This window comes from Collimonas sp. GW821-FHT02H07, from assembly GCF_059421505.1.
Window position 1 is genome coordinate 39,143 of the sequence record NZ_JBWKVC010000020.1, and the last position, 11,728, is coordinate 50,870.

Below are 11,728 nucleotides of genomic sequence, written 5' to 3' on the forward strand. Positions count from 1 at the left end.
ATGCGCGGTTTCGGTTCACGGTTCCTGTTTGGCTGTCTCATGCTGGCCTGTGTGCCGGCATTGGCGGAGAGCCTGTATCAGGAAAATTTATATCGCCCTTTGGCTGGCGATAACAAGGCATTTCGTGTCGGCGACGTGGTGACGGTGCAAGTGCTGGAAAATTCCAGCGCGTCGACCAATGCGGACACCACCACCAGGCGCAAGAACGGCATCAACGCCGATTTGACGCTGAGCCGCAATCTTCCGATTAACGGCAACCTGAATATCGGCGGCGATTTTGACGGCGGCGGCAGGACCCAGCGCGCCAGCAGGTTGCTGGCGCAGTTGACGGTCGCCGTCACCGAGATCATGGAGAACGGCGACTTGCGCCTCGCAGGCGAGCAATCGCTGCTGGTGAATGGCGAAAAGCAGAACGTCAAGCTGGAAGGGCGGGTGCGGCCGCTGGATATATCCGACGGCAATGTAGTCATTTCCAGCCGCCTGAGCGAAGCCAAGATTACCTATGTTGGCGATGGCGATTTGTCGGATCGCCAGCGGCGCAGCTGGTGGCGCAGCGTAGTTGACTGGCTGGGATTCTGATGATGAAGCGTTCTTGTTTTTCCGTTGCTATTACATCCGCTCTGGCGGCAGTCGTGTTGCTGGCCGGTTACCCTTCGGCCTGGGCGCTGGATTCGATCCGGGTCAAGGATCTCGGACGCATGCGCGGCTGGCGCGACAACGCCCTGGTTGGCTATGGCGTAGTGACCGGCCTGGCCGGCACCGGCGATTCGCCGACCAACCGCACTACCCGGCAGGCACTGGCGAATGTGTTTTCCCAGTTCAACCTGACAGTGGCGCCGGAGCAGGTGCAAAGCCGCAACGTTGCGGTCGTCATGGTCACCGCGGCGCTGCCGACCTTCGCCCGCGAAGGCGACACCCTGGACATCACGGTGACTTCGGCCGGCGATGCCCGCAGCCTGGTCGGCGGCAGTCTCTTGATGACGCCGCTCAAGGCTGCCAACGGCCGCGTGTACGCGCTAGCGCAAGGGCCGTTGTCCGTCGGCGGCTATCGCTACGACGCCAACGGCAATGTAGTGCAGAAAAACCATCCGACCGTCGGCTCGGTGCCTTCGGGCGCCACGGTTGAGGTTGGCGTCAGTGCGCAAATGGTGAATGCCGAGCAGAACGTGACTTTCATCCTGGCTGAGCCTGACTACACGACAGCGAACCGGATTGCCGCCGCCATCAACCAGCAGCTGGGTGTGGGGCTGGCCAAGGCGCGCGATGCGGCGGGCATCGAAATTCACGTGCCGGACGCCAAGCGCGAACAACTGGTCAGCTACATGACGCAAATCGAAAACGTCATGGTCGAACCAGACCGGCGCGCCAAGGTGGTGATCAATGAACGCACCGGCACGGTTGTTTCCGGCGGCGATGTGCGGATTTCGAAAGTCGCCATTTCCCATGGCGACCTGAAAATTTCCATCGCCACGCAAAACACTGCCTCGCAGCCGTTTTTCATCGGTCACGGCGGCGCTGACGTGCGCACCGCGATCGTCACCAACAGCCGGGTCGACGTCGAGGAGCAAAACGGTCCCGGATATGTGGCGCCGACCAACGATACGGTGGCGGACCTGGTGGAATCGCTGGCCAAGCTCAAGACCAATACGCGCGACATCATTTCCATCCTGCGGGCCATCAAGGCCGCAGGCGCGCTGCATGCAGAACTGGTAGTTCAATAAGCTGAGATAGATCGGGGAGAAATTGACATGACACAAGGACTGGAAAGCGTAACCACCGCAATTCTCGGTTTGGCGATGGATGCAGCAAGTCTGCGCCAGCAGGCAATTGCCGCCAATATCGCGAATGCCAATACGGCCGGCTATGTACCGCAAGGGGTCAGCTTCGAGGCGCAGCTGGAAGATGCGCGCCGCGGCCTGCGTACCGAGGGGCGCATAGATCCGTTTGCGATTGCAGGGGTCAAGCTGCAGATGCAGGCCTTGCAAGGCATCAGCGGGCAGGCAGGCCCGATTCAGCTGGATACTGAAGTCGCCGCGCTGGCCCAGAACACGATGCAGTACCAGGTCCTGGCAAAGGGCCTGAACAAGCACTTTGCGATCCTGGAAAGCGCATTCAGCGACGGCAAGCGATAGGAGATATCAATGGATTACACACATACATTCGCCATCAGTGCAGCCGGCATGTCGGTCGAACGTACCCGGGTCGACGTCGCCGCGCTCAATCTCGCCAATGCTCAGACATTGCAGGGCGCGGACGGCAAAAGCTACCAGCCGCTGCAGGTCGTGGCGCGCACCGCCGGCAGCGACGCCGCATCGTTCAATCACCTGGTGAGCCGGGGCCTGCAAGGCGGCGCAGATTTTACCCAGGATCTGCCGGTAGCCAGCGTGGAAGCATCCAACGCCAGCCCGCGCCAGGTGTACGAACCGGGCCACCCATTCGCTAATGCGCAAGGCTTCATTTCCTACCCGGGGGTGGATCCGGCCAAGGAAATGGTGTCGCTGATGACAGCGATGCGCTCCTATGAAGCCAACGTGGCCGCGATGAACGCCGCCCGCACGATGGCGTTGAAGGCTTTGGATATCGGAGGATGAGCATGAGTCTCGAAAGTATTGCCAGCATTGCCAACGTTTCAATGGTCGACCCGGCGTTCGGCTCGATGGCCGCAGCGCAGCAGCAGGCCGGTTTCAGTCAGATGGTGAGCAAGGGACTGGGCGAGGTTAACCAGAAGCTGTTGTCGACCCAGACCGATTTGCAGCAGCTGGCCGTGGGCGATGTGCAGAACCTGCATCAGGTGATGATCAACCTGGAAGAGGCCCGCATGTCCTTCCAGCTGCTGATGCAGGTGCGTAACCGGGTGCTGGAAGCCTATCAGGATGTCATGAAAATGTCGGTGTGAGATGAAAGAATTGATGAGAACTTACAGAAATTGTATAGCGGCGGGAGCGTATCGTGATTGAGACGTTCTGGAAAGACTTGGGCCGCTCCGCCCGCATGGGACTGGTTGCCGGCGTATTGCTGATACTTGCCTTCCTGGCGTTGACGGTCTGGTCGTTGCGGACCGAATACCAGGTGCTGTTTTCAGACCTGGCACCGCAAGACGCGGCAGCAATGGTGGCCGAGCTGGACAAGATGAAAGTCCCTTACAAGCTGGGCGACAGCGGATCCTCGATTCTGGTCGACAAGGACACGGTGCATCAGACCCGTCTGAAATTGATGAGCAAAGAATTGCCCCTGCACGGAACAGTCGGTTTTGAACTGTTCAACAATACCGATTTCGGCATGACCGAGTTTGCGCAGAAAATCAATTATCAGCGCGCCCTGCAAGGTGAAATTACACGCACGATCCTGTCGCTATCGGAAATCCAGGCCGCACGCGTCCACCTGGCCTTGCCCGAGGAAGGCTTGTTCAAGCGCAGCAATAATGCGCCTACTGCTTCGATCACCTTGACCATGAAGGAAGGAAAGGTGCTGCGTGCGGAGCAGGTAAGCGGCCTCCAGCGCCTGGTTTCGGCTGCGGTACCGGGCATCGCCGTCAGCGACGTCACGATTGTCGATCAGCACGGCGTGGCGTTGACCCATATGGCGCGCGGCGAGGGTGAAGTCGAGACGACTTCGATCCGACTGGAACTGAAGAAGGAAACCGAAAATTATTTGAGCCGCAAAGCCAACGAAGTCCTTGAGCGCACTTTCGGTGCGGGCCAAGCGCTTGCCAGCGTGGACGTGACCTTGAATATGGACCAGGTGCGCACCACCACGGAAGATGTGGTGTCGCCGCCGGGACGCAACGGCCAGACGCCGACCGGCGTCGTTGTCCGCGAGCGCGAAGTGATGCGCGATAACGGTCCGCCGCTGGATACCAAGTTCTCCACCGGCGGCAGCGGCGGCTCGCAGCACGAGATCGAATACACCGTGGGTCGCAGGGTGGAGCAAGTGGTCGCCGTCCCCGGTTCGATTCGCCGGATCCAGGTGGTTGCCGTGGTCCCGAAATCACTGGATGACGCCCAGGTCGAACGCATCAAGAATGTCGTCGCGGCCGCCGTCGGTGCTTCGCGCGAACGGGGCGATACGGTTGTGGTCCAGCCTCTGAACGCCTTCGGTGCCACGGATCGCAAGCCTGCGGCTGACGCAGCGGCAGGCGCTGAAGAACGTGCGGCGCGCGAAACATCTGAACCGGCTGCGATCGTTCAGGGTGGCGGTTTGCTTGATGGCATTGCCGGCGTTTCCGGCAAGATTAATCCTTTGGTGCTGGCGCTGTTTGCCTTGCTGTCAGTTGCTGTGATTGTGCTGATGGTGGCGGGCCTGCTGTTTCGCCGCAAGGCGACGCCTGCAGCGGCGCCGCTATCCGATGAGCAGCGGGAAGCGATCCTGGCGCAGATACGCGGCTGGATGCAAGAGCCTGGCGTGGACGACGGACCGCCAGCGAGAGGCAGAACGTGAGCGACTCCCTGAATTTCCGCCGTACCGCATTGTTGCTGCACGCGATGTCAGCGGCAGATCGCAACTGGACGCTGACCAGGCTCGGCGGCGCCGTGCAGACCAGCTTGAACGGCATGCTGGATGAGCTGGCTGCGCTAGGTATTCCTGCGGATCGGGATTTGCTCAGCCGCGCCGCGGAAAGTACCGCGCCGGCGCGTCATGCAGCGATGCCTGCGACAAGCCCAGAGGAACTGGATGCTGGCAATGCCGCTGAATTTTTGCACGCCGATCCGCTGGCGCATGCTATTGCCGCTTTGAAGAATGCAACACCGGTATTGTTAGCCCAGGTTCTGAAAGAAGAGCCGCCGGAGCTGATCGCGCGCCTGCTGGCATGTCATGCATGGAGCTGGCGTGAAGGCTTGCTGGAGCAGCTTGGCCAGGCGCGACGCTTGCAGGTTGAGCGCTTCGCGCATGCGTTTTCCGGCAGCGCGCCGCGCCTGACGGAAATCCTGCTGGATTCGCTGGCCAGCCGCCTGAAAATTGCTCCAGCTATCAAGCAGGGAAGCAATTCCGCAAGCGAAAGAAATATCGGATCCCGTACAGTCTCAACTAGCTGGTTCAAGAAAATCGGACATGCGTTCAAGCTTCATCGGCAATTTTCCAGCCTTAAGCGAGGCGCCAGATGACAGAGAAAGACCCGCTTTCGTCCAAAGTTCTGCATCAGCTTGCATTGCATCCTTTGCCGCGGGTCTTGTCGCGTCCCGGCCGGACGCCTGAATCGAAAGAGATCGCCAAGTCCCCGAAACCACTGACGGCGGCGCCAGGAGCCGCGCCGCAGAAGCCAGTGACTGCGGTCTCTGCGAGTCTTTCGCTGGCTGAAGTTCAGGAGCGGGCGGCGCGCGAAGGCTACGAAAAGGGCTTGAGCCAGGGCCGTGAAGACGGCCACGGCATGGGTAAAGAAGAGGGTTTCCGCAGCGGCCGCGAGGAAGGCCTTGCCGTGGCCGAGAAAGAAAGCCTGCTGTCGGTGCAGCACGCAATCACCGCCGCCAAGGCAGCGCTGCACAAGCAGGAGCAGCAGCTGCTGCAGCTGGCTCAAAGTATTCCGGCGCAAATCGCCGCATGCCTGGCGTCGTCCGAAGACGACATGGTGGCCCTGGTGCATGAGTCGGTCTGCCGCATCGCCGGCAAGCTGGCGCTGTCGCCGGATGGCGTTCGTCAGATCGTGTCGCAGGCCATGGCGCAGTTGCGCGCCAGCGAACAGATCACCATACGCTTGCACCCGACGGATTGCCTGCTGTTGACAGAGGCCTCGAAGGCGTCGCCTTGGTCTGGACGGGAAGTCTCCTATCTGCCGGATAACCAGGTCTCCGTGGGCGGATGCCTGATCGATTATCCGCAAGGAACTTTGGATGCGCGCCTGGAAACGCAACTCCGGCAGTTCACCGATCTGCTCATGCATGTGCGCCAATCCGCTGCAGTGGCTGAAGCTGTGATAGTTGCGCCGCTACCGGCGGCGCCTGATCAACCAGTGGGAGAAACGGAGTGAGAACGGCCTATCTTGACACTATGCACGGCGCCGAGCTGACCCGGAAAATGGGTTACGTGCGGCAGTTGAGCGGACTGGCTGTCACTGCCAGCGGGCCGGATGTGGCGATTGGCGAGATTTGCCGGATTTTCCCGCGCGATGCGGCAGCTGGCGCGGGCACTGACGGTATGTCTGCCGGTAAACGCGGCGTTTTGGCGGAAGTGGTCGCCGTCAAATCGGGACAGATCACCTTGATGCCTTACGGCTCGGTGCAAGGCCTGGCGGCGGGATGCGAAGTCGTCGCCGACGGCGCAAAGACCGAGATCGGCGTTGGCGACGCCCTGCTGGGGCGGGTTGTGGATGGCTTTGGACATGCCATGGACGGACGTGCCGATCCCGAAACCGCAGCGCGCCGGAGCCTGAAGGGATTGCCTATCAATCCGATGCAGCGGCCGCGTATCACTGAGGTGCTTGAAACCGGCATTCGCAGCATCGACAGCCTGTTGACGATAGGCCAGGGGCAACGGGTTGGCATTTTTTCCGGCAGCGGCGTCGGCAAGAGCACCTTGCTCGGCATGGTTGCCCGGCACGTCAAGGCCGACATCAATGTAATCGCGCTGATCGGCGAGCGCGGGCGGGAGGTCCGCGAGTTCATTGACAAGCAATTGGGCGAGGAAGGTTTGCGGCGTTCGGTGGTCGTGGTGGCCACCTCGGACCAGCCGGCGCTGGCGCGGGTGCGCGCCGCTTACGCCGCCGTTGCCATTGCTGAGCATTTCAGGGATGAAGGCAAGCAAGTCTTGCTGACCATGGACTCGATCACCCGTTTCGCCATGGCCAGGCGCGAGATAGGCTTGTCGGCGGGCGAACCGCCTACAGCGCGCGGTTATACGCCATCGGTGTTTGCCGAACTGCCGGAAATTTGCGAGCGTTGCGGCACGGCGCCGTCCGGCGGCGCCATCACAGCCTTGCTGACCGTGCTGGTGGAGGGAGACGATCTGAACGAGCCGATCTCGGACAGCTTGCGCTCCATACTGGATGGCCATCTGGTTTTGACCAGGCAACTGGCGCACCAAGGGCAGTATCCGGCGCTGGACGTCCTGAAAAGCGCCAGCCGCCTGATGCCTGATTTGACCACGCCCGAACAGCGGCAGCTGGCGCTGCATGCCATCAAGGTCCTCGCCTTGCTAGAGCGTAATCGCCAGATGGTGGATATCGGCGCCTACGAACGCGGCAGCAATCCAGAATTGGACCGCGCGTTGGCGCTGGAGCCGGATCTGCTGCAATTCCTGCGCCAGAACCATGGCGGAGTGCGTCGTGATGAAGCGCTGCGTACCTTGATGCAGGTGTTTGGAGCGACGCAATGAGCGGCGGCATGGCGACCGATCTGCGCGGCTTTGTGTATCCGCTGGCGTCGATACAGCAGCGTTATCAATGGCAGCTGGATATTTTGCAAGGGAAGCTGGGCGCCATACAGAAGCAGATGCAGGCGCAACAAGAACGCCTTGCCGAGATGAAGCGGCAAATGGCGTTGCAGACGGAGTGCATTGCAAAAGCCGTGTTGCAGCGTCTGAACCCGCTTGCGCATCAGCGTTCGATTGCCTATCTGATGCAAAGCAACCAGCAGATCCAGGAACAGGAAAAACACCTGGCTGCACTGGAGGAGGAACGTCAGCGGATACGACAGGAATGCATAGACCAGCAGCAGCGCCTGGAGCTGACGGAGCAGCATCGCTTGGATTGTTTAAAGGAATACACAGAGCTTGAGCGGATTCGCCAGAGCAATGAGGCGGACCGTGACTGGATTGCGCGCAGCGTCTGGAAAGAACGGCTGCATGCTCAGCCGGCAGTGAAGATGCCACGATTGGAGAGCAAAGCATGAGCATGATTTCAACCTCGCCGCTGTTTTCTGCCGCGCTGCCTGCGCCGCCAGATGGCGGGATAGAGCAAGGGCAACAAGATATTGGCGGCGGATCTCGGCAGTCGGCCTGGCAACGAGAGATGGAGCGCGCGCAGATGCAAAACTGGCTCAGGCATCCTGCCACCGAAGCAAAAGCGCATCAGTTGCCGGATATGCGGCCTGCCGCCGCATCGCTGGCAGCGGGCAGAGCCGGGGTGGCGCAAACGATGTTGGCGCCGGGCGCCTCGATACATAGTCCGATCGCGGTGACATCCACGTCGACCGTCCAGCTACCGTCCTTGAACCCGGCGAACCAGGTGCAGCTGGCAAACGCTGCCAAATCTGCAATGACGGCTGCCAATGCGCAAGCACTGGGCCAGGATCTACTGCAGCAGCTGAAGCTGAGCTTGAACCTGCCGACGCTGAGCGAAGCCGGACCGGCGTCTCACTTGGACGCCGTGCCGCGCGATCCGCAGGAATTGGCTGCTGCCGGCACGGCGGGCGTCGTTGCCGCTGCAGAGGCGCGCCAACCGTTGCGCATTCACGCGCAATGGCAGGGACGGGACGTGCAGCTGTGGCTGGGTGTCGACGGCCGTCACGAACTGCCGCCGGCACAGCTTGAGCAGATCGTGCGCGCGTCGCAATCCTGGCTGGCCTCGCAGGGGGCGCGGCTATTGTCCGTGGTCTGTAACGGCCAGGCGATTTATACGGCGCCTAGCGTAAGCCCGGCAGCAACAGAAAAAACTGCGCCAGCGGTACTCGCACACACGCAGCAGAACCGTCCATCGTTTGCTGGACATTTTCCTTATTCTTATTTTGATTCTCAGGAGGCATGATGGCTATCGACGCAGTCGGCGGTTCCAGTAATTTGCAAGCCAATGGCCTGAACATGCAGGATTTCCTGAAGGTGCTGCTGACTCAGCTTACCTACCAGGATCCTCTGAAGCCAATGGACAACCAGCAGTTCATGGCGCAAATGGCGCAGTTCACCACTTTGCAGCAAAGCCAGCAGCTCAACAGCAAGATAGATCAGCTGATTTCAACCCAGTCGTCGCTGCAGTCGGTAGGGTTGATCGGCCGTACGGTGGATATCAACACTACCAGCGGCGCCGTCACCGGCACCGTGAAAGCGCTGGCCTTGAGCGGCGATACACCGCAATTGACCATTCAAACGACAGCGGGAGCGACACTGGCGAACATCAGCCTGTCGCAAATCGTCACGGTGCGCTGAGCGTCGAACGCACCGCATTTCTAATAGGAATACATCATGCTTGAATCGATCTATCTCGGTATGACCGGATTGCTGGGCTACTCTCGTGGCTTGAAGGTCATCGCCAATAACACTGCGAACATGAACACGCCGGGGTTCAAGGGATCGACCCTGCAATTTGCCGATCTGTTTTACTCCAACGGCAACCTCGGCAGCGGCAGCGGTGGCAGAAACTATGGGCAGGTTGGCTATGGCCTGGATACCAAGGGCACCACTTTCAATTTCCGCCAGGGCGAGTTAAGGCAAACCAGCAACGACCTGGATGCGGCAATTGACGGTCTTGGGCTATTTAATTTGAAGGACGATGCCGGCAATATCCACTACACCCGTGCCGGCCAGTTTCAATTCAATGCCGACGGCGTGCTGGTCAACCGTAGCGACAATGCCAAGGTCATGGGCCTTGACGCCAATGGCGCATTGGCGGAAATCAGCCTGTCCGGCTTGAAGACACATGCCGGTGCGGTGACCAAGACGATCAAGTTCAGCGGCAATCTGTCCAGCAGCACGACCGACCAGACGGTCAAGGGCATCACTGTGATCGACGCCGTCGGCGGCGAGCACGCGCTGACCCTGAACTTTACCGGCTTTGCCGGCAATACTCCAGGTACGCCGCCGACGCCGGGCCTGCCACCGACACCGGGTCTGCCGCCAACACCTGGCATCCCGCCGATCCCGACTATTCCGACCACGCCAAACACGCCGGGCTTCTGGAATGTCGCGCTAATGGATGGCAACACAACCGTCGGCACTGGGATGATCCGATTCCAGGACGGCAAGCCGGACCCGGCCACGGCCAAGATATCGATGACTTACAGAGCGAAGAATCTGGCGCCGATTCCGCTGACTTTCGATTTCAGCGGCGATGTCACGTCGTTTGCCGGCGGCACCCTGTCGACACTGGCGGTGGCGTCGCAAGACGGCTACGGTCCGGGCGCCATGAGCAAGGCTACTTTCGATACCGACGGCAACCTGGTGCTGACTTATTCAAACGGCCAGACCAGCAAGGCCGCTCGCCTGGCGTTAAGCCGTTTCGATTCGCTGGACGCGGTGACCGCCGTCGGCAATAACCAGTTTGCCGCCAGCGGCACGCAAGCATGGCAGCTTGGGAAGGCGGGCGACGGTGGATTCGGCGCGGTGCGAGCAGGGCAGATCGAGATATCCAATGTCGACCTGTCGCAAGAGTTCAGCGATCTGGTGGTGATGCAGCGCGGCTATCAGTCTTCGTCGCAAGTCATCACGACCGCCAATGAAATGCTGCAAGAGCTGTTCTCGATGAAGGGTAAATAATCAATGCAGGCCGTCAACAATACGACGCAGGCCGGCGCAGCAACCGGCCAGACCTTCCGCACCATGCATTGGTGGCCGGAAGCAGATCTGGCGCGGCTGGCGCAAGCGCTTGATATTGCGAGAACACGCTGGCGTTGCGCGTGGCTGGACCAGCTTTCGCCTCATGCGAACGAGGATGCCATGACGGATATCGTCTGCGTCCTGGCGCATCAGGCAGATGCCCAGCCAGGCGCCGGCAGCTGGCAGCCGGTGCTTGCGGAAAACGAAGATGCCGATTCCCAGGTATGGCTTGACGCCAGCCTGGTTTCCGGCGAAGCGCTGGCGGCAGTGCTGCTGAATATGACGGCGCCGCAATCGCTGCCGGCAAAAGGTGCGCCGGGCCTGGTCAGTGAGCTGGTGCAGGCGGCATGGCAAGACTGCATCAAGGCGCTGCGCAGCTCCCTCGGAAGCGCTTCGGTTCTGTACCCGGAATCCGGCAGGCAGCCGCAATTCGGCGCAAACGACGGCGTCGGCCAGGCATTGCCTGTCCGTCATATGTCGGCGTGGTCGGGCGCTGTGCGCGTCTCGCTGCCGTGGTACGGCTTGCAGCTGGCGCTGCATATCGGACCGGGGCGTGTCGCCAGCTTGCTGGGGGCGGATAAGAAGGAAACGTTGCTGGCAGCGCCAGCGGCTAGCGATGCCTTGGTGCCGCTGCATAAAGCGCTCCGCCAGCAGCAAACCAGCTTGCGGCTGGAGCTGTCGGCGGTTGAACTGGATCTGGGAAGCCTGCAAGCGCTGGTGGTGGGCGATGTCATACCGCTGTCGCACAAACTGGAACAGCCGTTGGCCGTTATCGGCGAGGACGGCAAGCTTCTGTGCGGCGCTTTTCTGGGACAGCAGCAAGGGATGCGCGCGATTGAGCTGGTCCGCGCCCATGCCGGCGAATTTCCGGCGGCAGCGCCCGCCCTTTAATTTCAATGACAATACGATATGAACAAAATGAGTGAATCTTTCGCAAACCATCAACCTGTTGCCCAGGTCATCGCCTTGAACGAGCTGAATAATGCTGACCGTTCGTCGGAAGCAAAGATCGTAGAAACGCTTAACCCCCTGCACCAGATCAAGGCGCGCCTCAGCGTCTGCGTCGGCGAAGCCGTGATGACGGTCGGGGAGCTGTTGGGGGCCCGAGAAAACCAGGTGATCAAGCTCGACCGCCATGTCGAACAGGCTATCGACCTGTTGCTGGAAGGGCGGGTTGTGGCGCGCGGGCAGCTGGTTGCAGTGGACGACCATTTCGCCGTGCGCGTCACTGAATTGCCAGTCCCGCTGAAGGCGTAATGCAGAATGCCTGATC

The 11,728-nt window shown here is 60.7% G+C and carries 15 protein-coding genes; all 15 read left to right on the forward strand.

The annotated features are described in order from the left end of the window. Genes AC07V8_RS23405 through AC07V8_RS23475 form a run of 15 tightly spaced genes read left to right on the forward strand, consistent with a single transcriptional unit; the run spans position 1 to position 11,712 of the window. Positions 1 to 579 (forward strand): flagellar basal body L-ring protein FlgH, encoded by a 579-nt coding sequence (locus tag AC07V8_RS23405; protein ID WP_494680575.1) that lies wholly within the window; start codon positions 1 to 3, stop codon positions 577 to 579. Beyond that, positions 579 to 1,721, forward strand: coding sequence for a flagellar basal body P-ring protein FlgI (locus AC07V8_RS23410; RefSeq protein WP_494680574.1), 1,143 nt, complete (start codon positions 579 to 581; stop codon positions 1,719 to 1,721). Before AC07V8_RS23405 ends, AC07V8_RS23410 begins: the two co-directional genes overlap by 1 nt. A 27-nt stretch (positions 1,722 to 1,748) precedes the next feature. Further along, the gene (gene flgB / locus AC07V8_RS23415) at positions 1,749 to 2,132 is read left to right on the forward strand and encodes a flagellar basal body rod protein FlgB (RefSeq protein ID WP_211473810.1); all 384 of its coding nucleotides are present in this window, start codon (positions 1,749 to 1,751) and stop codon (positions 2,130 to 2,132) included. Between the two features lie 9 nt (positions 2,133 to 2,141). After that, entirely contained in the window at positions 2,142 to 2,591 is a 450-nt protein-coding gene (gene flgC / locus AC07V8_RS23420; RefSeq protein WP_494680573.1) for a flagellar basal body rod protein FlgC, read from the forward strand. A 2-nt stretch (positions 2,592 to 2,593) separates the two neighbouring features. Next, the gene (gene fliE / locus AC07V8_RS23425; RefSeq protein WP_230411436.1) at positions 2,594 to 2,896 is read left to right on the forward strand and encodes a flagellar hook-basal body complex protein FliE; all 303 of its coding nucleotides are present in this window, start codon (positions 2,594 to 2,596) and stop codon (positions 2,894 to 2,896) included. 53 nt (positions 2,897 to 2,949) lie between these two features. Then, positions 2,950 to 4,437, forward strand: a complete 1,488-nt coding sequence (gene fliF, locus AC07V8_RS23430; protein ID WP_494680572.1) for a flagellar basal-body MS-ring/collar protein FliF — start codon at positions 2,950 to 2,952, stop codon at positions 4,435 to 4,437. Continuing rightward, the gene (locus tag AC07V8_RS23435) at positions 4,434 to 5,102 is read left to right on the forward strand and encodes a hypothetical protein (RefSeq protein WP_494680571.1); all 669 of its coding nucleotides are present in this window, start codon (positions 4,434 to 4,436) and stop codon (positions 5,100 to 5,102) included. Before fliF ends, AC07V8_RS23435 begins: the two co-directional genes overlap by 4 nt. Continuing rightward, the gene (locus tag AC07V8_RS23440) at positions 5,099 to 5,962 is read left to right on the forward strand and encodes a FliH/SctL family protein (RefSeq protein ID WP_494680570.1); all 864 of its coding nucleotides are present in this window, start codon (positions 5,099 to 5,101) and stop codon (positions 5,960 to 5,962) included. Before AC07V8_RS23435 ends, AC07V8_RS23440 begins: the two co-directional genes overlap by 4 nt. After that, entirely contained in the window at positions 5,959 to 7,305 is a 1,347-nt protein-coding gene (locus tag AC07V8_RS23445; RefSeq protein WP_494680569.1) for a FliI/YscN family ATPase, read from the forward strand. Before AC07V8_RS23440 ends, AC07V8_RS23445 begins: the two co-directional genes overlap by 4 nt. Continuing rightward, a complete protein-coding gene (locus AC07V8_RS23450) occupies positions 7,302 to 7,820 on the forward strand; it encodes a hypothetical protein (RefSeq protein WP_494680568.1) in 519 nt (172 codons plus the stop codon). Before AC07V8_RS23445 ends, AC07V8_RS23450 begins: the two co-directional genes overlap by 4 nt. Continuing rightward, positions 7,817 to 8,674, forward strand: a complete 858-nt coding sequence (locus AC07V8_RS23455; RefSeq protein ID WP_494680567.1) for a hypothetical protein — start codon at positions 7,817 to 7,819, stop codon at positions 8,672 to 8,674. The genes AC07V8_RS23450 and AC07V8_RS23455 overlap by 4 nt, the downstream gene beginning before the upstream one ends. Next, positions 8,674 to 9,069 (forward strand): flagellar hook assembly protein FlgD, encoded by a 396-nt coding sequence (locus tag AC07V8_RS23460; protein ID WP_211473817.1) that lies wholly within the window; start codon positions 8,674 to 8,676, stop codon positions 9,067 to 9,069. Before AC07V8_RS23455 ends, AC07V8_RS23460 begins: the two co-directional genes overlap by 1 nt. Positions 9,070 to 9,105: 36 nt before the next feature. After that, positions 9,106 to 10,395, forward strand: a complete 1,290-nt coding sequence (locus AC07V8_RS23465; protein WP_494680566.1) for a flagellar hook protein FlgE — start codon at positions 9,106 to 9,108, stop codon at positions 10,393 to 10,395. Between the two features lie 3 nt (positions 10,396 to 10,398). Then, complete coding sequence (locus AC07V8_RS23470) at positions 10,399 to 11,346, forward strand: FliM/FliN family flagellar motor switch protein (protein ID WP_494680565.1); 948 nt, start codon at positions 10,399 to 10,401, stop codon at positions 11,344 to 11,346. 27 nt (positions 11,347 to 11,373) lie between these two features. Continuing rightward, the gene (locus AC07V8_RS23475) at positions 11,374 to 11,712 is read left to right on the forward strand and encodes a FliM/FliN family flagellar motor switch protein (RefSeq protein ID WP_494680564.1); all 339 of its coding nucleotides are present in this window, start codon (positions 11,374 to 11,376) and stop codon (positions 11,710 to 11,712) included. The last annotated feature ends 16 nt before the right edge of the window (positions 11,713 to 11,728 follow it).